Source organism: Paenibacillus tritici (assembly GCF_018207515.1).
In the GTDB taxonomy this organism is placed as follows: domain Bacteria; phylum Bacillota; class Bacilli; order Paenibacillales; family Paenibacillaceae; genus Paenibacillus_AQ; species Paenibacillus_AQ tritici.
In genome coordinates, this window is record NZ_CP073365.1 from 576,491 (window position 1) to 597,870 (window position 21,380).

A 21,380-nucleotide genomic window follows, 5' to 3' on the forward strand; every position below is an offset into this window, starting at 1 on the left:
GAAACTCACCTCATTCATCTGATTAGCTGCAAAAGGTAGCGAATAATTATTTCGCGCCTTCGAGCGCTTTTTGTGCAAGTGTGAAATATTCACCAACGTGGATAGATACGCCGGAGATAGCATCTGTTTTGCCTTCAGCATCCAGGGTAGGAGCTACGCCTTTATTCTCAAGGAAATACTTCTCGGCCAGTGCAATTTCTTCGTGCCATTCAGCAGCAGCACCGCCGGCTTTCATTCCGTATTTGCCGTCTACAGAATATTGTTTCTTATCATCGCCTGCAGCATTCACACCGCTGAAATTAACAGCGACAACATTACCGTTAGCCACAGTAAGAGCTACAGTGGACTTCCAGCCGGATTTCGCATCCATTTCGCCTTCTGCAGTATATCCGCCGTCTTTGTATTGACCAGCTTCAGCAGGACCGGCAGCAAGTGCAGCCTGTGCAGCGCCAACGAAATCACTAACGTGTACGGATACGCCGGAGATCGCATCTGTTTTGCCTTCAGCATCTACTGTAAGGGCTGCAGGATCTTGTTTTTCAATCAGGAAAGCTTCAGCTTTAGCTGCCTGTTCATGCCATTCGGACTTCGCACCGCCGATTTTAACCAAACCGTAGTTGCCGTCTTCGGACACTTTTTTCTTCAAATCGCCAGCTTTTTTAACATTGAAAGCATTCCAGTCAGCTTTGGTGATTTTGCCGCCTTCTACAGTCAACAATGTGAATGTCTGCCAGCCGGTTTCCGGGTCAGCATCCACTGTTCCGTAGTAAGTTCCGTCCTGGTATTTGCCTGTCTCAGCTGCAGGAGCAGCAGTTGCCTCAGCGGCAGGAGCAGAGGTTGCAGCAGCAGGTGCGGTAGTTGGAGCAGCATTGCCCGAGTTGTTGTTGCCGCAGCCTGCAAGCAAGGTGCCAAGTACCAGGGCGCTCGACAAGATTACAGAAGCTTTTTTCATTTTGATATGACCTCCAAGAAAATAGTTTAAAATATATATATTAAAATGTAAAACATTTTAATAGCTATGGAAGTGATAAAAATCACTTTATAAATGATGAATGTCACACTCAACTCGGTCTTAAGTCCCTTATTGTAGCAGGCATACGACATATATCGGCAGACAATAAGAAAAAATTTAATCATCACGTTTGTTGTTCGATGGCATTTTAGCACAAGCCGGGCAATACACATGTGAAAATAATCACTTAAATGATAAATAAATTTACCTCTGAATTATATCAAATTTGAAAAGAGTTGAATAGCTGTTTTAAAAGACTATTATGTGACAAAGTATGACTTTTTGTGCATCCGTTGCTCGGGATAGGGGTCTGGCTATCGGAAGGCCTGCTCCCGGTCACACGATTCAGGGAAAAGTCATGAGGGTAATAGTTCACTAAGAATTATAAGCATCTGCCAGACTATAATCAGACAACTAAGGAGATGATCTTGTAATGGATAACAATGTAATCAAAGGCAAGTGGCTGCAGTTCAAAGGTGAGGCCAAGAAGCAATGGGGCAAGCTGACGGACGACGATCTGGATGTTATTGACGGTGAAAAAGACAAGCTGGTAGGCAAACTGCAGGAACGTTACGGCCATTCCAAGGATGAAGCCGAAGCGGAATACCATAAATGGGAGCAGTCCCACCGCAGTTAAATAGAAGAGAAGCAAAAGGCGTGGCAGGGCCGGACACCCCGGACTCCTGCCCTACAGGAAGAGCGTAAATCCCAGTGATTTGCGCTCTTCTTCTGTCTGCCGGCATGTCGAAGACTATCCCATACATATACATAACATATACATATGCAATAGCTCCGTGGCTTCATGTTTTCATTCCTCTATATATGATACTATAAATGATATCGGTGTTATCTTATTTTCGCTGCAGGAGTGAAGCCATGGAATATGTCAAAATCTTTTTTGTGAATACCGCCTTACTGATCACACTGTCCTATCTGGCAAATTTAATATACAAATATACCGTAACCTATGCTTCTGAGCCTGTGAAAAAAGTGAGCTGGGTCCTGCTTGCGATCTTCGCCGGTTGGATCAGCACCTTTTTCGGCTACCGGCTGGATGAGCATGTGATTTTTGACCTGCGGTTTGTGCCGCTGATTATCTCGACACTGGCCTACCCGCAGCCGCTGGTTCTGATTATTATCGGTGTCTTGACCGGGCTGACCAGGCTGACCTTCGGAGTTACTGAAGCGGCGCTGGTAGGAGTGCTGAACTTATCAATCCTGGGCTTCATATGTGCCGGTCTGAGCCTCTGGGTACAGCGTTCGGCTGCCTCGATGATGTATAAGGGACTGATTACGATCCTGGTTGTAAATGTAGTGAATGTGCTGAACATCGCTGTATTTGGGGTCATTCCCGCACAGGAATACATAATGAAAATTATGCCGGTTACCTTTCCCGCAGGCCTGGTTCTAAGTGCCCTGTTTGCGCTGATCATCCGCGACTTCCATCTGGATCTGATGCGTACCGGACAGATTGTAAGAGCCAATGAGCTGTTATCTGAACAGACGGAGGAGCTGCATAAGAATAAAATCGTGCTGGAGGAGAGAGCCAAGCAGCTGATGCTCGCCTCCCAGTTCAAGTCCGAATTCCTGGCTAATATGTCTCATGAATTAAGAACGCCGCTGAACAGCATCATCAACCTGTCCCAATTAATTGAAGAAAGCGATGAATCACGGAGTGTGGAGGAGCTGTCCGAATACGGCGGGATTATTCACCGCTCGGGTGAAGACCTGCTGTCGCTGATCAACGATATTCTGGATCTGTCCAAGGTGGAGGCCGGGAAGCTGGATGTCATTATGGAGGACTTGAATGTCAGCGAGGTGCCGGATCTGCTCCTTCAGCACTTCAGCGTAGTAGCCAAACAGAAGCAGCTTACCTTCAGCGTCTCCATGGATGAAGAGGTCCCGGCGGTGATACACACAGATCCCCAGCGGGTACAGCAAATCCTCCGCAATCTGCTCTCGAATGCCTTCAAGTTCACAATGGCCGGCAGCGTCTCCATGAATATCTGCGTGGTGGAACGGCAGGAGGGGCCTGCTTCACGGAGGTGGATTGCCTTTGAGGTGCAGGATACCGGGATTGGTATTCCTCCGGAGAAGCATGATCTGATCTTTGAAGCCTTTGAACAGGCGGATACGAATGTCAGCCGCAAGTACGGCGGTACGGGGCTGGGCTTATCCATCAGCAACGATCTGGCCAGGCTGCTCGGGGGCTTCATCACCTTGCATAGCCGGGAAGGCCAGGGAAGTGTATTTGCCCTACATTTGCCGCTGGATTCAGGGGTTTCGGTATAAACCGGCGGCTCCAACTTTATTTGTGATTTCGGTGTATTGACAGGAATCTGGTGCGGAGTAGAATGAAGCAAAAGCCGCATCAAAGGAGAGTCACCACCCCATGAACATCATGAGAAGCAGGCCGCTGCGGAACCGTCCCAAGGATCTGCGCAAGGCCTCTGTACACCGCAAGAATCTGCAGATCGCAACCTTTGAGGGGATACCGTCCACTATATTCCAGGTGCTGCTGCAAGGCCAGTTTCTTACAGGCTTTCTGTTATACCTGGGTGCCAGCTCCAGTCAGATCGGGTTCGTTCTGGCGCTCACTACGCTGGTGAATGTCGCACAGATTGGTGTAGCGTTCCTGATCCAGAAGCTGCCGAGCCGCAAGTGGGCGATGGTTACTTTCATCGGCCTGCATAGACTGCTCTGGGGGTCTACGGGGCTGGTCCCGTTTGTTTTTCCGCAAGAGCACTGGGTTACCGCCTTCATCGTTATGTATACCATTGCCTTCATTGCCAACACCGCTGGCGGTGTGCTGTGGAACTCGGTCATCAGTGATCTGGTGCCTGCACGGGTCAGAGGCCGTTATTTCGGCATCCGCAATACGTTTCTGAACGCGCTGGGAAGCCTGGTGATGTACGGGGGCGGGATTATTCTGGACCGTTATCCGGGCGGACACGGGTTCCTTATTTTATATATTGTCGTATGGATTTTCTCCGTCTCTAATATCGTGGTGTTCTTCTTCTACCCTGATGTGCCGTTCGAGAAATCTGAAGAGAAAGACTTCCTGCCGATGCTCAGGAAGCCGCTTCAGGACAGGCTGTTCATGAAGTCTACGCTGTTCCTGTCCGCGTGGCTGCTGCTGCAGAATCTGACCGTGCCGCTGTATTCCTATGTCATGCTGCAGCTCCTGCATATCAATTACGAGAAGCTGTCTTTGCTGAATGTCTCGCAGACGGTGTTCATGATGGGCAGCTTCTATATATGGGGGAACCTGAATGCAAGGCACAGCAACAAGAAGCTGCTGCTCTGGACATTGCCGATTATCGCGGTCTCTTCCCTGATGTGGGGTCTGTTGTCCGTGCTGCCGATGCTGCCGGTATTGTTCGCGGCTCATATTGTTTTTGGCGTGGGTGTGGGCGGCTTCAACCAGCTCGCCTTCAACTTCATTATCGGGGATACGCCGAAGCGGGAACGGCCGATGTATATGGCTATGTATGCGGCGCTCACCGGTCTTGCGGCCTTCTTCGGTCCGCTGCTGGGGGGCCGTATCTACGAATGGATTAAGGATTGGCCCGGCTGGATGCAGATCTACGGTATGCAGCTTGTAGTAGGTATGCTTATGATTACCTTGGCCTTGCTGCTGGGACGCCGTATTCTGCGGGATGAATAGAATTGCGGGAGGAATATAAGGAGGCGATCCGGTGACAAGAATTGCGCTGGTACTGGGAGCTACAGGTCTGGTTGGCCGTGCGCTGACAGAGGATCTGCTAAGAGAGGGGAAATGGGATGAGGTTCGTGTACTGGGCCGCCGCCCGCTTGCGCTTACGCACCCTAAGCTGAGACAAATCCAGGTCGATTGGGACCGGCTGGAGCAATATAGCGAGCAATTCTCTGGCGTCTATGCAGTGTTCTGCTGTCTGGGGACGACTATTAAGCAGGCAGGCTCACAGAAGCAGTTCGAGCGGGTGGATCTGGAGTATCCGCTTGCCGCTGCGGCGCTGGCCAGAGCCCAGAATGTGAAGCAGTTCCTCGCGGTGTCCTCAATGGGCGCCAGCACCAAGTCGAGAAGCTTCTACAGCCGCACCAAGGGGCGGACCGAGGAAGGCCTGATTGCCGCCGGATTCCACGGTCTGCATCTGTTCCGGCCCTCCCTGCTGCTCGGTGACCGGGAGGAATTCCGGCTGGGTGAACGTGTGGCTGCTGTGCTGATGAAGGGGCTGGACTTCGCCATGGTCGGCCAAGCGGCCAAGTACCGGGCGATTCCGGCTGCCAGGGTCGCCCGGGCGATGATGAATATTGCTCTCGCCGATACAGGCGGCGTTCATATCTATACCAATGAAGTCATTCATGTGATCGGCAAGCATTAAGGTGACAACCAGGGTTTGCAATACACAGACCCCAGGACTTACAATTAGATATACCATTAGAATGTACATGCGGTCCACAGACCGCGTACAGCAGGCAGGAGGGGTCAGATATGAGTAAAAAGCAGGTAGCTACGAACAAAGCCCCAGGGGCAATCGGCCCCTACAGCCAGGCGATTATCGCCGGCAACTGGGTCTACACCTCAGGCCAGCTCGGAATGGACCCGGAGACAGCGGTGCTGCCCGGCAGTGTGCAGGAGCAGGCGCGCCAGTCACTCAGCAATGTGAAGGCTATTCTGGAAGAGGCTGGAGCAACGCTTGATCATGTGGTCAAGACCACTGTGTATCTGAAGGACATGAACGACTTCGCGGCGGTCAACGAGGTGTACAGCACCTTCTTTAAAGAGCCTTACCCGGCCCGCAGTGCCGTCGAGGTTGCCCGTCTGCCCAAGGATGCGCTCGTTGAGATCGAAGCGGTAGCACGCAAGAAATAAGATTCAGGCCGGATTCATCCGGCATAGCGAAATCCCCCGCACCTGAAGTTCGAGTGCGGGGGATTTTTTGTTCAAATATTCAAATATAAGAAATTATATGTTGCACACGATAACTTATCCTTCTATTTCTCGCTGAAACGAACGCCGTCCTTTAAGAGGACGGCGAAGCCGTTTCTGCTTGATAAATGCTCAAGATTAGTAACTGCTTCTGGTACGGCGCGGGGTGAGCAGCAGCCAGATGCTGTAGAGCAGGAGAAGTCCGGCGGCAATCAGCCCGGTGAAGAATATAGATTCTGTATCCTGGTGTTCGAGCGCAATGGCGATATACGCCCAGACGAAGACGAGCGGATAGATGCTGTCCCGGTACGGATAGCTGACCAGAACTGCCAGCACTGTGCCGACGCAGAGCATGATGACAGCCCATAGCGAGGCGCTGAGTCCGAAGCCGTCCCAGTTGTTCTTCACCAGCACGACGCTGACATTGACGATGGTGGCTACAGAGATCCAGCCGAGGTAAATGCTGAAGGGCAGCTTAACCAGCCATGTCTCGCCTGTAGTTGGATCTGCAATACTGCGGGTGCGGCGGTAGATGACAATCAGGGAGATCAGCAAAAGCAGCATGACTACCAGGGACAGCTCGATATACAGGTAATGCCAGAGCAGCAGCCAGCCCATATTGAAAATACAGCTCAGCATGAACCAGATGCCTATCCGCTGTACAGAGTCCCTGCCTCCGGTATCGCTGCGGAACTGATAAATAATGAACCCGGCCAGCAGCAGATAGATCAGGGACCAGATAGAAAAAGCATATCCGGCCGGGGTGAGATCGGTGTGATACCTGTCCGAAATCTCACCGGTGCTGTTCCCTCCGAGCGGCAGGGTCACTGAGAGGGTATTGACGGCAATCACACCGAGGAATAGCAGCAGATTTCCCCACTTATAAGGATTAGTTCTAGTCATAGGATCACTCCCCAACTTCATTATTGTAATGCGTTCTTAAGCATGGTCTATATTGAATATACCCGCATTGGCAGTAATTAAGACTATTTCGGCGAAAAAAATGACCAACAGGTCATAACATTTGCGGATAGTATTCCTGAGCACCGGGGTAATATGTAGTCATGAAGAGCCATTAGCGACAGCGAAGGGGGATAAGAAACATGGAGAGCAGTGAGGCGATACGCCCGGAGAAGATGGGGCCGCTGGTGATGAAGGAGACCTGGAATACGCCGGGCAGCGTCGTATCCTGGGAGCGTTCTGAGAATGTCTATATTGTCCGCGGGGAATGCGCCGGGTTGGTCTTTCTCTTTTTGAGCGACGATATGTTCCGGATGAAAGTCTTCCATGGCAGGGTGCCGGATCTGACCACCTCGGAGGCGGTGCTGAAGGAGTGTTGTATCCCGCATTTGTTCCCGGTGGAGGAGACTGCAGAACAGCTCATCTTCACTACCAGTGCCATCCGGCTGGTTATTGAGAAGACCTCGTTCCTGCTCCGTGTGGAGAACACCTCCGGCAAGGTGATTATGCAGCAGAATCTGGCGAGCTGGAATCCCCGCGGGGCAAGTCATGCGGAGTATGATATGCAGCCGGACTCGCATTTCTATGGACTGGGTGAGAAATCAAGCTTCCTGGATAAGCGCGGGGAGCGTTATACGAACTGGAATACCGATGTGTTCGCCCCGCATCTGCCGGAGATTGAAGCGCTCTATGAGTCGATTCCGCTGATTATTCACATGCATGGCGATCTCTCCTACGGGCTGTTTCTGGATAACACGGGCCGGAGCGATTTCGACATGCGTTCGCATGGCGTCGCTTTTACCATTGGCTGCTCGACAGGGAATTACGACATTTATTTCATTAACGGTCCGGAGATGAAGGATGTTGTCCGAAGATATACCACACTTACCGGCCGGATCGCGCTTCCGCCGAAATGGGCGATCGGTTACCACCAGTCGCGCTACAGTTACATGAATCAGCAGGAGGTGCTGCAGCTTGCCCGTACCTTCCGCGAGAAGAATATCCCGTGTGATGTCATTTATCTGGATATTCATTATATGGATGAGTACCGTGTGTTCACCTTCGACCCCGTCAACTTCCCTGATCCGCAGACCATGATCTCGGAGCTTCGGGAGCTGGGGGTGCGGATTGTACCCATTGTTGATCCCGGCGTCAAAAAAGACCCGAAATACGAGGTGTATAAGCAAGGTGTGCTGGAGAAGCATTTCTGCCGCCGCCTGGAGGGCGAGATTTTCTTCGGGGAGGTCTGGCCGGGCATTAGCGCCTTTCCCGACTTCAGCGACAGCCGCACGGCGGAGTGGTGGGGGGATCTGCATCAATACTACACCGATCTCGGGATTGAGGGCATCTGGAACGATATGAACGAGCCTGCGGTCTTCAATGAGACCAAGACGATGGACCTCGATGTGATGCATTTCAACAACGGGCGGCCGGTTACCCATGAGGAATACCATAACCTGTACGGGATGATGATGTCCAAAGCCACCTATGAGGGCCTGGCTGAGCATATGGGGGGCGAACGGCCTTTTGTGCTGACCAGGGCCGGGTATGCGGGTATCCAGCGGTATGCGGCTGTGTGGACCGGAGATAACCGCAGCTTCTGGGAGCATATGGCGATGGCTATGCCGATGGTGCTGAACATGGGGCTGTCGGGGCTGGCCTTCGCCGGGCCGGATATCGGCGGATTCGCTCACCATACCTCGGCGCAGCTCTTGGTGCGCTGGACGCAGATGGGTGTCTTTTTCCCTTATTGCCGTAATCATTCCTCCATCGGAACGCTGCGCCAGGAGCCGTGGTCCTTCGGGGAAGAGGTGGAAGGGATTCTGCGTGAATTCATTGGGCTCAGGTACCGCTGGATGCCGCATTTGTATAATCTGTTTCATGAAGCGGAAGTGAGCGGGCTGCCGGTCATCCGTCCGTTAGTGCTTGAATATCCGCGTGACCCGCATGTGACCAACCTGTGCGACCAGTTCCTGCTGGGCGACAATGTGCTGATCGCCCCCGTCTACCGCCCGGATACGGATCACCGCTCGGTCTACCTGCCGGAAGGCTGCTGGCTTGATTATTGGGACGGGGAGATCCATGAAGGCGGCCGTCATATTCTGGCGGCTGCGCCGCTGCACATTATGCCGATGTATGTGAAGGCCGGCAGCTTCGTAGCCGAAGGCCTGCTGAGACAGTATGCGCTGGAGGACACGGAGGAGATGGTCATCTTCCATCTCTACGGGGCGGAAGCGTCTACCGGGTTCTCCGCATCCTTCAAGCTGTATGAAGATGACGGCCATAGCTTCGGCTATCGTCAGGGCCAGTATACGGAGATTGCCGTGCAGGCCGAGGGCGGGGACGGAGTGCTGGAGCTGAAGTGGGCCTACGGGGTGCATCATTACAAGCCGCGGAGAGAGAAGCTGCGGTTCGCTCTCTGTTACCCGTTCTTCACCGTTGCTGCGGTGGAGGGTCTGACGGAGATCACCCTCGAGCAGCTGAATGAGGGAAGAACCGGCTGGGCCCGTAACGGCAAGAACGGCGCGATTATCGTGCAGGTGGAGGATGCGGCAGATGGCGGAGAGCTGCGGATTCAGGCGGATGCGCGGAGGAAGTAGGGCTGGGATAGCAGGCAGCAAAGAACCATCTTCGCCTTTCAGGGGAAGGGATGGTTCTTTGGGCTGTCTGGGAGAAGCTTGCTTGTGCTGGCGGAGAGGAGACCCGTCAGCGAATAGAAATAGCAGTTGGATTTTCTACACTTGCTGGTTCATGAAGGGCGCTATATGAAACAGCAGGTGGAAAAAGTACACTTAATTCTCTGCATATCTGCCGTAACAGGAAGAATGGGCTGGAGTAAGTGTCGTTTATCCATTTAATTTCCTCAAATAGCTGAAAGTGGACAATTTAAGATACGATTTTCCACTTGTTTCCCACTTAGTTGTTGGCGAATCGACCGGGCGATTAGAGTTGCGGCCGCCTGACGGCATATATCCACCTGGACGCGCCTGGATTGGGAGCGGGGCTGTGATTTGCTGCGTTTGCCTTAGATTTGCAGAAAAATCTGCTAAAATCACAGAAAAAGCGCAGAAAGGTTTTTAAATATAGGCTTTTTCGTATAAGATGAAGGGATGAAGAAAAAAGTTGCCGTAATGACGCTGATGGAACGGCTGTACAGGTAGTAGTGGTGCAGTCCGTACACCTTCATAATATATTTCTCGCGGAGAAGGATACAGTCTTCCGGACCGGAAGGGCTGGCTCTTTCTGTTTGCTCAAAAGAATGGAGATCATCAATGAATAAGCATCTGTATGCAATATGGTTAGGGGACGTTTTATTCTGCTTCTCGGGTGAAACCTCTGAGCCGAAGGTCGACGCATGGACACGCGTGATCAAACGGCTGGAGCTCCGCAGCGGCTGGCGTCCATTTGCGGGTGCTGCGCTGCGGCTGGCAGAGGTGAAATATCCTGTCGCCGCCGCTGTGGAAGGCAAGCCGGCGCGGCGCGCACTGCCAGGGCGCACGCTCGAAGGGCTGGCGCTGACCCCGAAGGATGCCTTCGAGCTGCTCCTGGCCTGGGATGAGCAGGTCAGCCGCGCCCAAGGCATAGAGCCTGGGGGTGAGCTGCGGTACTGGTCCGCAGCCGCCCGGTTTGCGCTCGAACTAATGGGCAAGGGCGGAATTGTGCCCGGTGCCCAGCCGCCGCGCAAGGTAGGTTCGCGGCGTCGCGGCGGCGAGCAGGCGGCCGCTGTATGCTGGTCGCCTGCTTTTCGGGAAGAGGCGGATAAGGAGTTCTTCCTGCAGATGGCGGCTTCCATGCCGGTGCTGGCCCTCGGTACTCATGTAGCTGAGGAAGGGGACTTGTCCTCGCGCGAGGAAGCGGGCGGATATGTGCTCTATTCCTTCCTGCAGGCGGTCATGACCTCCGAGATCAAGAATGTGGTTGCAGCCCATGAGAGTGCGCTGGCGCCGTATAAGGCCAATTACCGCCGCGGCTATTCTCCGCTGACTGAGCTGTGGTGGAACAGTCTGCTTACCGGCAGCCGGGATATCCCTGTTCAGGGGACTCCGGCTGAGGTAACTGAGCTGCTGACCGTTGTGAACGATACGGCGGGCCATGAGGTGCCGCATTTCGAGACTGAGGAAGCCCGCAGCGGGCAGCTTAGTCTGGGCCTGCGGCTGGAGCCGCCGGCGGAGGAGAGCGAGCAGTGGCAGCTGACGTTCTGGGCGGAGAGCCGGGAGGAGGGGGAATTCTGGCTTCCGGCGGAAGCGGTCTGGAGCAGCCGGGAGCGGGAATTCACCCTATGGGGCAAGCGCTACCGCAACATCCAGCAGCAGTTGCTTGCTGCGCTGGGACGGGCGGCGAAGAGTTCGCCGGACATTCAGCGTTCGCTGGCTGAACCTGCTCCACGCGGGGTAGAGCTGTCCCCGGAGCGGCTATATTTCTTCCTGAAAGAGAGTGTGCAGCAGCTGCGTGAACGGGGAATTACAGTGCAGATGCCTTCACGCTGGAGCCGTGAAGGGCGGCGGCGGATTGGAATGAGAATGAAGATGCAGCCCCCGGTGGGCGGAACCGATGGTCCGGTCCAGTCTGCGCTGGGCATGGAGGAGCTGATCTCCTTCCGTATTGAGGCCTCACTGGGGGACTCGGACATCACTGAGGATGAGCTGAATGCCCTGGTGGAAGCGGGCGTACCTTTTGTACGCTTCCGGGGGGAATGGATTGAAGTGGACCCGAAGGAAGTGCGTCAGGTCCTGAGATACATTAAGCGTGGCGAGAGCGGGGAGATGACAGCAGCCGACTGGATGCGCCTGGAGGCTGAGGATGGCGATGACAGGCTGTGGAAAGGCATGTCGGTTACCGGCATGGAGACCTCCGGCCTGCTGGCCTCCCTCATGCATGGCGATGTGCTGCGCGGGATGCCGATGCGTCCGGTACCGGAGGATCTGAACGGAACGCTGCGGCCTTATCAGGAGCGGGGCTATCAATGGCTGACGGCGCTCAGCAGCCTGGGCTTCGGGGTCTGTCTGGCCGATGATATGGGCCTTGGCAAAACCGTGCAGGTCATCACCTGCCTGCTGGACCGGGCGCTGAATGCACCGCCGGGAGAGAAGCAGGAGCCTGTGCTGATCCTCTGCCCGACCTCACTGCTGGGGAACTGGCAGCGGGAATTACAGCGGTTTGCGCCTTCGCTTAGTGTGCATATTCATCATGGGGGACGGCGGGTGCGCGGCGAGGGCTTCACCGAGCTTGCGCTCAGCCATGAGATTGTGCTGACCACCTACCATCTGGCTGGCCGGGACAGCGAGGATCTGGCCGGGGTACGCTGGTCAACCGTTGTGCTGGACGAAGCCCAATATATCAAGAATCACCGCACCAAGCAGGCGCAGAGTGTGATGAAGCTAACTGCGCCGCACCGGATCGCAATGACAGGGACTCCGGTGGAGAACCGGCTGGGCGAGCTGTGGTCGATTTTCCACTTCCTCAACCCGGGTTATCTGGGGACCTACCATTCCTTCCGGCAGCGTTACGTATCGGGAGAAGGCGGCGAACGGCTGCGTGAGCTGCACCGTCTGGTCTCCCCCTTCCTGCTGCGGCGGCTCAAGAGTGACCCGGATATCTCCAAGGATCTGCCGGAGAAGCTTGAGCTGAAGTCTTATTGTCCGCTTACGGAGACGCAGGCCGCGCTCTATCAGGGAGTGGTGGATGAGATGCTCGGTGTCATCGGCGAGCGTTCCGGTATGGCCCGGCGCGGACTGGTGCTCTCTTCCCTGACCAAGCTGAAGCAGATCTGCGATCATCCCCAGCTGTTCCGCAAGGATGAGGGACGGAGCCTGCGCAGTGAGCCTTCCGGCAAAATGGATGTCATGTTCGAGGTGCTGGACAGCATCTCCGAGCTGGGCGAATCTGCGCTGATCTTCACGCAGTATGTGGCGATGGGCGAGCTGCTCGTCAGCCGTCTGGCCCGAAGATACGGGCAGACGCCGCTATTCCTGCATGGCGGAATCCCGAAGCGCGAGCGTGACGAGATGGTGCATGCTTTTCAGGAGGGGGAAGGTCCTGCATTCTTCGTCCTGTCGCTCAAGGCGGGGGGCGTAGGCCTCAATCTGACAAGGGCCAATCATGTGCTCCATTATGACCGCTGGTGGAATCCGGCAGTTGAGAACCAGGCCACGGACCGTGCCTTCCGCATTGGGCAGCATAAGAATGTGCAAGTGCATAAGCTGATCTGCCAGGGGACGCTGGAGGAACGGATTGATGAGCTGATTGAACGCAAAAAAAGCCTGTCCGAGCAAGTGGTCGGCTCCGGCGAGAACTGGTTGACCGAGATGTCCAACCATGAGCTGAAAGAGCTGATTGAGCTGCAGGGCCAGGACTGGATGTAGATAGAATTAGATTGTAAGGAAGAAGGAGGGGGAGCATCTATGAAAGAACTGCTGGAATTGCGGCTGGAGGTGCTGCCCGGATTGATCAAGGCCACCGGGAGTCTGGAGAGCCCGGCATCAGCCGGTGCAGACAGAGTTGACGGCAAAGCCGGGGCAACAACAGAAAAGCAGGTGCACCGGGAGGTGCTCACTCTGCATCTGCAACAGTGGCTGCCCGCGCGGAAAAATGAAGTGCTGCTTCAGCTCTCCGCGCATCCGGGTGAACTGTATGATCTGCTGCAGGGCAGTCTGAATGGCGGGCTGGCAACGCTTGATGTGCTGCCTGCGGATAATGAGCTGGAGCAGGCGGCTGATGAACAGGGGACGGGCCTGCTGCCCGCAGGAGAGGTGCTGCTTCGGATCAGGCAGCAGCTGGTGAAGGAGCCGCTGCTTGCGTTTGCCCTGCGCGGACTGTCCAAGGAGGAGCTGCTCACCGGCGTGTTCGCCCTCTGGGCGGAGCAGGAGAATGAGCGGATTGAAGAAGAGGGAGCGCCTGCGCCTGTGTCGCTGGCCTCCGAGCTGGCCCGGCTGGAGCGTAAGGGTCCGGCCGTGTCCTCGGGAGAATGGCTGGCCGAGGCGGCTGCCGAAGGCTCGCTGCATCAGCCAGGGCCGCTGTTTCATGAGATCTCTTCCCGGCCGTTTCCGGCTATGCCTGAGGTGATAGAGCCGGAGGAGGACTGGAGCGCACTCCTGCCGCAGACCCCCAAGGCGCGTGAAGGGCTTGCTCTCTTGATGCGCCGGGTATCGGAGGCCGCTGCCGCACGTGCGGCGGGTCTGAATAAGCTGTAGGCTGGGAGTCGACAGTATGGGGGAATGAAAGGGATAAATCCCTCAGGTGCCGCCGAAAGTTGGCTGCGTGAGAGAATGAAAGGGAAAAATCCCTCTGATGTGGCCGAAAGTTGGCTGTATGAGAGAATGAAAGGGATAAATCCCTCTGATGTGGCCGAAAGTTGACTGCGTGGGAGAATCAAAGGGATAAATCCCCCTGATGCCGCCGAAAGTTGGCTGTGTGAGAGAATGAAAGGGATAAATCCCTCTGGTGCCGCCGAAAGTTGGCTGCGTGAGAGAATGAAAGGGATAAATCCCTCAGGTGCCGCCGAAAGTTGGCTGCGTGAGAGAATGAAAGGGATAAATCCCTCTGGTGCCGCTGAAAGTTGGCTGCGTGAGAGAATCAAAGGGAAAAATCCCTCTGATGCCGCCGAAAGTTGGCTGTATGAGAGAATGAAAGGGATAAATCCCTCTGATGCCGCCGAAAGTTGGCGGCGTGAGAGAATCAAAGGGAAAAATCCCTCTGATGCCGCTGATAGTTGGCTGCGTGAGAGAATGAAAGGGAAAAATCCCTCTGATACCGCCAAAAGCAGGCGGGAAGCGTGAATGAGGAGCAAAAGTAAACCTAAATTTTCCAAAAGCAGGCCAGAAGCGAGATTAACGAGGAGGTTGCCCACATGAGTGAAACACGGAGAAGCTACAATGAAGAATATAAAATACAGACCGTAAAGTATATCCAGGAGCAAACCAAGACGGTGGCGGAACTCGCCCTGGAGCTGGACATTCCTGCCAAAACCCTGTACCAGTGGTTGGAGAAGTACCGGTCGTTCCAAAGTGAGTCCACCCCGGACAAAGTCAGAGAGCTGCAACGCCAGCTGAAGGAACGCGACCAGCAGTTGGCAGACCTGGAGGAGGAATTGGCCATCCTAAAAAAGCCGCGCACATCTTCAGCAACCCAAAGAACTGAGATTTCAGTTTGTCGAAGATCATCGCTCCAAGTTCCCAGTGGAGAAGATGTGCATCGTCTTTCAGGTATCACGGAGCGGTTATTACAAATGGAGAACAGCAAAGCCCACCCCCCAGGCCATCCTCAAAGCGTTACTGCTTAAGCGGATCGCCTATCATTTTGATGCCTCCCAGGGTCGGTACGGTAGCCCCAAAATCACGATTCTCTTGGAGCGTGAGGGATACAAGATAAGCGAACGTACCATAGGAAAGTACATGAGAGAACTGGGCCTGCGCTCCTGTAACGCAAAAAGGGCACCTCAATCCACAAAAAAGGGGCAACATAACGGAAAAGAGGAGCATTAATGCTGCATAAATGCTCCTCTTTTCAACGAATGCTACCCTAAGGCCTAAATATAAGAATTCACTGTCCCTGTACACTCATTATCCCTGTAATTATCGTTAATACTTAAGGTTCATGAAGGGCGCTGCCTTCCGACAGCTCCAGAATCTCCCGCCGTAAGCGGAGCATCTTCTGATCCAGCTCATCGGCGGCGCGTGCAGCCTCCTTCAGCTCCTCGGCCACATGGGAAGGCAGCTGTTTGTCAAATTTATAATAGAGTATATGCTCCATGCTGGCCCAGAAATCCATCGCCAGCGTGCGCAGCTGCATTTCCGCCTTCACCCAGCGGGTACCGTCCAGCAGCACCAGCGGAATCGCAACGATGAGGTGCAGGCTCTGGTAGCCGTTCGGCTTGGGGTGGGCGATATAATCCTTAATCTCCAGCACACGGATATCCTCGCGGGCGCACAGGTGATCGACCAGCCGGTAGATATCCTTCACAAAAGCGCAGACAATCCGCATTCCCGCAATATCATGGATATGCTGCTCCATATTATCAAGGGTAAACTCATGGCCCTTGCGTTCCATTTTTTGCACAATGCTCTTCGGTTCCTTGATCCGCGACTTTACATGCTCGATGGGGCTGAAGCCGTCACGCACCTGCCATTCGGTCCGGATGATATCAATTTTATTCTCAAGCTCATTCAGAGCATGGCGGTAGAGCGCCGGCAAAGCCTTGAAATTCTCAATCTGCTTGGCGAAATCCTCGTTAATCTGCCACTTCTGCATATCCTTCACATGGACCTGCAACTTGTTCAATGTTACTTGTGTACTATCGTTTTCTTCCACTGAAACTCTCCCGGATTTAGTTATTTGTGACTGTAGACAATGAACGGATGACTACGGCAATCTCATACAGTACGCCTGCAGCTGATCTGATTCTATTTTAACCGATGTACAACCCCGGACGCAAAATAAAACCATAACCGGACGGAAGAGAAACATTCTGCGCTAAGCCGCGTATTAGCACAGTATAGGCATAATAGCGGCCGGGAGCGCGCAGAGGTGTTCAGTATTATTTGTTGGTGGGAGAGCCGGAGCCATATCCTTCGTCCTGATAACCCGTATTCTCCAGCTTATGCAGGACGTTCAATCCTTCAATCTGGCGGCGGGTCTCGTCGGTACCGTGATCGTGCAGATATTGGAACAGGCGGATGGTGGCGTCATCGAACTGCTCTGCGGCATCGTCATGATCGGCAGATTTGTAGGGGACAAAAGCACGCCGGAAGGCATAGTCATCCCCGCTGGCCAGACCTGTGAGAAGATCCTGAAGCACGGTAAGCTCGTCACCGGACAGCAGAACCTCATACTCATTGGAGTCGCTTCGTTCTTCCTGGATCAGACCGTGATTCACAGAGACGAAATATCGGTTAAGGTTATCGTCAGGCAAATGTATCCCTCCATTATTCGATAATGTACGACATGTCCCAATAGGATCGGACAGCCGCTTCTACTTGGTATTTACCACATGACGACAAATAATGAATCTATTCGGGACTTTTGGTATGATAGAGTCACGTTTCCAAGTGCTGCACGGAGCGATAAGTAAGAATGCAAGGGGTTATGCGGCTGCGAATCAGCCTATTCTCACTCTGGAGAAGGAGGAACTACAATGAATTTTCTGCAACGCATTAAAGACGGTGCCAGCCGGGTGAGTGAAAAAGCGCAAAGCTCGGTGGAAGTGAGCAAGCTGAATGGGCAGATTTCGGACATTGAGCATGAGATGCAAATTGAATTTTTGAAAATGGGGAAGCTTTTCTACGAGGGATATCGTTCAAGGGATATGTCGGTGGCCGAAGGCCAGATGATCGAGCTGGCCCGGGGCTGTAATAAGCTGCAGGAGAAAATTGAGGGTGTGCGCTCAAGAATCGCCGAACTGAGGAATGAACGCCTGTGCACCTGCGGCAAGATCGTAGCGCTGGATGCCAATTTCTGTCCGCACTGCGGGCGCAAGCTGGAAGAAATCTCGCTGCGTAAGGAACCGGTTGTGGCTGCGGCCGCTACGGCACCTGCTGCACCTACGGTGACAGTGCATACTGTACATGAGCATGAAGATGAGGAAGATCAATACTACGGCGAAGAAGAGCTGACAGAAGCGGAACGGGAGCTGGCTAGAAGACCCGAAGCGCGAGTCCAGTATGCTGAGGTGCTGCCGGAGATTGAAGATGAGGAAGAACCGGAGGACTATGACGGAGGGATCGCGGGCTCTGACCGGAGCCGCCGGGAGGCCGATGAACTGGAACGTGAACGGGAGCGGCAACTCGAGCTGGACCGCCGGATCCGGGACTGGAAGGCCAGCGAGCCTGCTGAGGAGACAGTGGCCGTCGAAACGGATACACGGGAGATCGTGAAATGCCAGATTTGCCGCGCCGATCTGCCCAAAGGCTCCATGTGGTGCCCGCGCTGCGGCTCGGAACAAATATAGACAGGGTTAGACAGACAGCTTAGGGGGACAACATAGATGGAACAGTTGCTGCTGCATCTGCGCAATTTGGGTTTCACAGAGATGGAATCCAAAATTATGGTTGAGCTGGCAACCAAAGGCCAGGCTTCGGGCTACGAAGTGGCAAAGCAGCTAGGAGTATCCAGATCGAACGTATACGCGGCGCTTCAGCGCCTGACCCAGCAAGGCTACGTGCGCTGCGGAGAAGGGGAGCCGGCACGCTATAGTGTGCTGGACCCGGAGGAGCTGGCCACGATGATATCCGGCCGGGTGCAGGCTTCGCTTGCGTATATGGAGAGTGAAATGCCGCGCGGAGGTCCGGTCAGCCCTTCGTTCTATAACGTGGAGGGTGACCGTAATGTAATGGAGGAGCTGATTCGCCAGTTGAATCTTGCCGCCCAGGAGATCGTGGTCGATGTGTGGCGCGAGGAAGCCTCGCTGCTGCGCAGTGAGCTTGCGCAGGCGGAGCTGCGGGGAGTTAAGCTCTTGTGGGCTTTTGACGGGGGCGACGCGGTTCCGGCACCGTATCCGGTATGGCCGCCCCTTCCGGGCAAGCCGCAGCGCAGCGTCGGACGGAAATTCTCCTTCGTCATTGACCGGAGCTGGTGCATGCTCGGTATGCGTTATGAGGATGGAACTGCCCAGGCGGTGGTGACCGAGCATCCGGTGCTGGTGGAGCTGCTGCTCAAATCTTTTACACAGGAAATGGTATTGTTCGAGCTGGAGGAAGACATGGGACCCGAGCTGCAGAGACGGTATGGGGAACGCTACAGCCGGATTTACAGCAAATACGTGTCACAGGACCAGGAGGAGACCGGGGAAGAGCCGGCGGAGTAGCCCTGAGGTACTGAGGTGACTGCGCAAGGGAGGTGACAAGCATGGAGTGTATCGTTCATTTTGAGGTGCAGCATACAGATGGCGTCAAGCCGCTGCGCGGACTGCTGTTTCTGGAAGAGGGAGCAGCCCCGGCAGAACAAGAGCTGGTGCAAATGTTCAAGGATATGAAGTTTAATGTGCGGCTGGATGACCGGGAGAAGTGGATCTTTAAGCCAGTGGCACCGGGAGAGACGTATTCCGAGATTCGCATTACCAGCTTTGACAACGGCAAGAAGAGCAGCAAGCCGGAGAGCGAGCTGAAGTCGATTGTCGGCAATTTACTGCCCCAGAAACCAACAGGGCTGTAAGCCTTAGAAGCCGGGTCCATGGAAGGGAAGAGGAGGAGCACGGATGGAGCTATTGAGACAAAAGGTAATAAACGAAGGTATTGTTCTCGCTCAAGGTGTGCTCAAGGTGGATTCTTTTCTGAATCACCAGATGGACCCGTTCCTGATGCGTGAGGTGGGACGCGAGTTTACCCGCCGTTTTGCCGGGGAGGGGGTCACCAAGGTGCTGACCATCGAATCCTCCGGGATTGCCCCCGGTATTATGACGGCGCTTGAGCTTGAAGTGCCGCTGATTTTTGCCCGTAAGCAGAAGTCGCTGACGCTGACGGAAGATATCTTTGTGGAGAAGGTCTACTCCTTCACGAAGCAGGAAACCAATGAGATTACCGTCTCCAAAAAGTTCATCGCTCCCGGCGAGCGCGTACTGATCGTCGATGATTTCCTGGCGAACGGCGAAGCCGCCTTCGGGCTGGCCCGGATCGTTGAGCAGGCGGGCGGCAGTGTGGCCGGCATTGGCATTGTGATCGAGAAATCCTTCCAGCCCGGCCACCGGCTGCTGAAGGAAGCAGGCTACCGGGTGGAATCACTGGTGCGGATTGCTTCACTGGATGACGGAGCCGTGGGCTTCGTCCAGGAATAGGGCGGACCAAGGCCAGGCTGCTACCGCCGGTTCAGCCCGCTTGATAAGTTATCGTGTGAAACAGATGAATTATCATATTTTGACACACAAACAGCGGGCCCCCGGATGATCTCCGGGGGCCCGCTGTTTGTTGAGTTGAAGGTCTTAGGCCACTCCGCCCGAAAGTGAAACCGGGTGTAATCACCTTCCAGTCAGAGGAGGAAAACCTTCTTTGTTGTGACCTTGCTGAAACAAAGATAGCCCCCTGAGGGAGAGGAAAAGACCCTCTAATCCCTAAGTAGCGCGAAGTTATACTAGCGCGCGCGTGCCTAGCCGCTCGCGTGGCAGGAACCGGCGGTACCCGCCTCGGCCGCTGCTGCCAGTGGAGAGAGTACACGAAGCGCGCCCGGCTCGCAGCGCACGCTCAGCGGCGCCGTGCCCAGCGCTTCGCCGTCGCCGATGGCGTGGCGCGGCTGCGCGAAGCGGACCGCTACGCTGCGTCCGCGCAGCATAGTGACGTAGGGCAGCTTCGTATGCCTGCCCTTCACCACCGTAGGGAACAGCCGCAGCAATTGAACGCGGCTGACCCCATGCACGACGCAGACGTCGAGCAGGCCGTCGCCCGGCTCCGCCTGCGGGCAGATCAGCAGCCCGCCGCCGTAGCTGGGCAGGTTGCAGACCGAGACCAGCCAGGCCTGGTCGAAGCTCTGCTCCTTCCCGTCGCAGGTCACGCTTACGCGGCAGGGCTTGAAGGTAATCAGCGTATGCAGAATGCCGATGATATAGGCCAGGCGGCCGGCGCCAATAGCGTTGCACAGCCGCTTGTAGCGGCTGCCGTTCACATTGACGGCCACCTGGGCGTCGAAGCCGCTGGCAACGGCTGTCAGGGTGAGCCTGCCTGCCGCCGAGAGCAGATCGGCTTCAAGGCAGCGCTCCTGCAGCGCGGTGTCTAGCGCTGCCTCTGGAGCCAGCGGGATGCTGAACCCGCGCGCAGTATCATTGCCCGAACCCGCCGGGATGACTCCCAGCGGGACACCCCTGCGCCGCAGTGCGCCCAGCACACTGTGGATCGTGCCGTCGCCGCCGATGACAATGGCGGCGCGCCAGTCCTCGCGGCGGGCCAGGGCCTGCAGCACCTGGCCCTCTGCGCTGTCAGCACTCCGGGTGAAGAGTGCTTCATAGGGAACGGTCCGCGCCTCAAGCAAGGCTTGGACCGTGTGCCAGGTCCGCAGCCCCGCTCCCCCGCCTGAGCGGGAATTTATGATGAACAAGTACATGGATGTTCCCCCAGCCTGTAGATTCCTGTATGTCCAAGTACCATTGTAAGGAGCGGACAGGCAAAAGGGAATCTTTTTGTGCTATAGCTGCCGCAGCTGGCTTTCGGCGATGGGCCCCACCCAGGGAAGCTTGAACCATCTGCCGCCCAGGGCGTGGTAGATCATCAGCAGCCAGACCGCGAAGCTGCAGAGGGAGATCAGGGCACCCACCAGATCCCGGAGAAGCGGAATGAAGCCGCTGAGTACATGGGCTACCATGAGCGCACCGAAGGCAATCAGGGATTGAAGCGAGTGGAACAGGACGAAGCGGCTGCGCTTCTCCAGAGCAAGGAAGGCAACCGCGCCGATGAACGGGAAGAAATAACACAAGGCCGCGGCAAGGTTCTCGGGCAGTCCGGTGGAAGATCTGAAAGGCGACACAGGGCTCACTCTCCTTGGTTGTAGAGAAAAGGCATGGAATATGGATGCTTCTTCCCT

Annotated in this window: 21 protein-coding genes; 15 read left to right on the forward strand and 6 right to left on the reverse strand. The window is 55.1% G+C overall.

What is annotated here, in order from left to right:
* Positions 1-46: 46 nt before the first annotated feature.
* Positions 47-952 carry an FMN-binding protein gene (locus KDC22_RS02530; protein ID WP_211721971.1) on the reverse strand — a complete coding sequence of 302 codons (906 nt, stop codon included), beginning with the start codon at positions 950-952 and terminating at the stop codon, positions 47-49.
* A gap of 493 nt (positions 953-1,445) precedes the next feature.
* Here KDC22_RS02530 and KDC22_RS02535 point away from each other — a divergent pair, with 493 nt between their 5' ends.
* From KDC22_RS02535 to KDC22_RS02555, 5 genes are all read left to right on the forward strand, one after another.
* Complete coding sequence (locus KDC22_RS02535; RefSeq protein ID WP_173140837.1) at positions 1,446-1,649, forward strand: CsbD family protein; 204 nt, start codon at positions 1,446-1,448, stop codon at positions 1,647-1,649.
* A 239-nt stretch (positions 1,650-1,888) separates the two neighbouring features.
* The gene (locus tag KDC22_RS02540) at positions 1,889-3,304 is read left to right on the forward strand and encodes an ATP-binding protein (RefSeq protein WP_173140839.1); all 1,416 of its coding nucleotides are present in this window, start codon (positions 1,889-1,891) and stop codon (positions 3,302-3,304) included.
* A gap of 100 nt (positions 3,305-3,404) precedes the next feature.
* Positions 3,405-4,679 (forward strand): MFS transporter, encoded by a 1,275-nt coding sequence (locus tag KDC22_RS02545; RefSeq protein ID WP_173140841.1) that lies wholly within the window; start codon positions 3,405-3,407, stop codon positions 4,677-4,679.
* A 31-nt stretch (positions 4,680-4,710) separates the two neighbouring features.
* The gene (locus KDC22_RS02550) at positions 4,711-5,376 is read left to right on the forward strand and encodes an oxidoreductase (protein ID WP_211721972.1); all 666 of its coding nucleotides are present in this window, start codon (positions 4,711-4,713) and stop codon (positions 5,374-5,376) included.
* Positions 5,377-5,486: 110 nt separating this feature from the next.
* Positions 5,487-5,867, forward strand: coding sequence for a RidA family protein (locus KDC22_RS02555; protein WP_173140845.1), 381 nt, complete (start codon positions 5,487-5,489; stop codon positions 5,865-5,867).
* Between the two features lie 195 nt (positions 5,868-6,062).
* Here KDC22_RS02555 and KDC22_RS02560 read toward each other — a convergent pair whose 3' ends face one another.
* A complete protein-coding gene (locus tag KDC22_RS02560) occupies positions 6,063-6,827 on the reverse strand; it encodes a tryptophan-rich sensory protein (RefSeq protein ID WP_211721973.1) in 765 nt (254 codons plus the stop codon).
* Positions 6,828-7,027: 200 nt separating this feature from the next.
* Here KDC22_RS02560 and KDC22_RS02565 point away from each other — a divergent pair, with 200 nt between their 5' ends.
* The 6 genes from KDC22_RS02565 (at position 7,028) to KDC22_RS33940 (ending at position 15,364) form a co-directional block, all read left to right on the forward strand.
* A complete protein-coding gene (locus KDC22_RS02565) occupies positions 7,028-9,484 on the forward strand; it encodes a glycoside hydrolase family 31 protein (protein ID WP_211721974.1) in 2,457 nt (818 codons plus the stop codon).
* A gap of 672 nt (positions 9,485-10,156) precedes the next feature.
* The gene (locus KDC22_RS02570; RefSeq protein ID WP_211721975.1) at positions 10,157-13,246 is read left to right on the forward strand and encodes a DEAD/DEAH box helicase; all 3,090 of its coding nucleotides are present in this window, start codon (positions 10,157-10,159) and stop codon (positions 13,244-13,246) included.
* Between the two features lie 39 nt (positions 13,247-13,285).
* Positions 13,286-14,074: a hypothetical protein gene (locus tag KDC22_RS02575; RefSeq protein WP_211721976.1), complete on the forward strand. Its 789-nt coding sequence runs from the start codon at positions 13,286-13,288 to the stop codon at positions 14,072-14,074.
* A 228-nt stretch (positions 14,075-14,302) separates the two neighbouring features.
* Positions 14,303-14,659 (forward strand): hypothetical protein, encoded by a 357-nt coding sequence (locus KDC22_RS02580; protein WP_211721977.1) that lies wholly within the window; start codon positions 14,303-14,305, stop codon positions 14,657-14,659.
* 71 nt (positions 14,660-14,730) lie between these two features.
* Positions 14,731-15,162: a transposase gene (locus KDC22_RS02585; protein WP_211721978.1), complete on the forward strand. Its 432-nt coding sequence runs from the start codon at positions 14,731-14,733 to the stop codon at positions 15,160-15,162.
* The gene (locus KDC22_RS33940) at positions 15,068-15,364 is read left to right on the forward strand and encodes an IS3 family transposase (protein ID WP_211721979.1); all 297 of its coding nucleotides are present in this window, start codon (positions 15,068-15,070) and stop codon (positions 15,362-15,364) included. Before KDC22_RS02585 ends, KDC22_RS33940 begins: the two co-directional genes overlap by 95 nt.
* Positions 15,365-15,467: 103 nt before the next feature.
* Here the strand turns inward: KDC22_RS33940 and KDC22_RS02595 are convergent, their stop codons facing one another.
* Positions 15,468-16,130 carry a GTP pyrophosphokinase gene (locus KDC22_RS02595; RefSeq protein WP_173139400.1) on the reverse strand — a complete coding sequence of 221 codons (663 nt, stop codon included), beginning with the start codon at positions 16,128-16,130 and terminating at the stop codon, positions 15,468-15,470.
* Between the two features lie 286 nt (positions 16,131-16,416).
* The gene (locus KDC22_RS02600; RefSeq protein WP_173139170.1) at positions 16,417-16,791 is read right to left on the reverse strand and encodes a hypothetical protein; all 375 of its coding nucleotides are present in this window, start codon (positions 16,789-16,791) and stop codon (positions 16,417-16,419) included.
* 222 nt (positions 16,792-17,013) lie between these two features.
* Here KDC22_RS02600 and KDC22_RS02605 point away from each other — a divergent pair, with 222 nt between their 5' ends.
* Genes KDC22_RS02605 through KDC22_RS02620 form a run of 4 tightly spaced genes read left to right on the forward strand, consistent with a single transcriptional unit; the run spans position 17,014 to position 19,647 of the window.
* Positions 17,014-17,826 carry a zinc ribbon domain-containing protein gene (locus tag KDC22_RS02605; RefSeq protein WP_173139172.1) on the forward strand — a complete coding sequence of 271 codons (813 nt, stop codon included), beginning with the start codon at positions 17,014-17,016 and terminating at the stop codon, positions 17,824-17,826.
* A 36-nt stretch (positions 17,827-17,862) separates the two neighbouring features.
* On the forward strand, positions 17,863-18,681 hold the full coding sequence (locus tag KDC22_RS02610; RefSeq protein ID WP_173139174.1) for a TrmB family transcriptional regulator: 819 nt from the start codon (positions 17,863-17,865) through the stop codon (positions 18,679-18,681).
* Positions 18,682-18,722: 41 nt separating this feature from the next.
* Positions 18,723-19,028, forward strand: coding sequence for a hypothetical protein (locus KDC22_RS02615; RefSeq protein WP_173139176.1), 306 nt, complete (start codon positions 18,723-18,725; stop codon positions 19,026-19,028).
* 43 nt (positions 19,029-19,071) lie between these two features.
* A complete protein-coding gene (locus KDC22_RS02620) occupies positions 19,072-19,647 on the forward strand; it encodes a xanthine phosphoribosyltransferase (RefSeq protein WP_173139178.1) in 576 nt (191 codons plus the stop codon).
* 308 nt (positions 19,648-19,955) lie between these two features.
* On the opposite strand, the gene KDC22_RS02625 is transcribed toward KDC22_RS02620, so the two are convergent.
* Both KDC22_RS02625 and KDC22_RS02630 read right to left on the reverse strand, forming a co-directional pair.
* The gene (locus KDC22_RS02625; protein ID WP_211721980.1) at positions 19,956-20,903 is read right to left on the reverse strand and encodes a diacylglycerol/lipid kinase family protein; all 948 of its coding nucleotides are present in this window, start codon (positions 20,901-20,903) and stop codon (positions 19,956-19,958) included.
* An 81-nt stretch (positions 20,904-20,984) separates the two neighbouring features.
* The gene (locus KDC22_RS02630; RefSeq protein ID WP_211721981.1) at positions 20,985-21,323 is read right to left on the reverse strand and encodes a DUF4870 domain-containing protein; all 339 of its coding nucleotides are present in this window, start codon (positions 21,321-21,323) and stop codon (positions 20,985-20,987) included.
* Between the last annotated feature and the right edge of the window lie 57 nt (positions 21,324-21,380).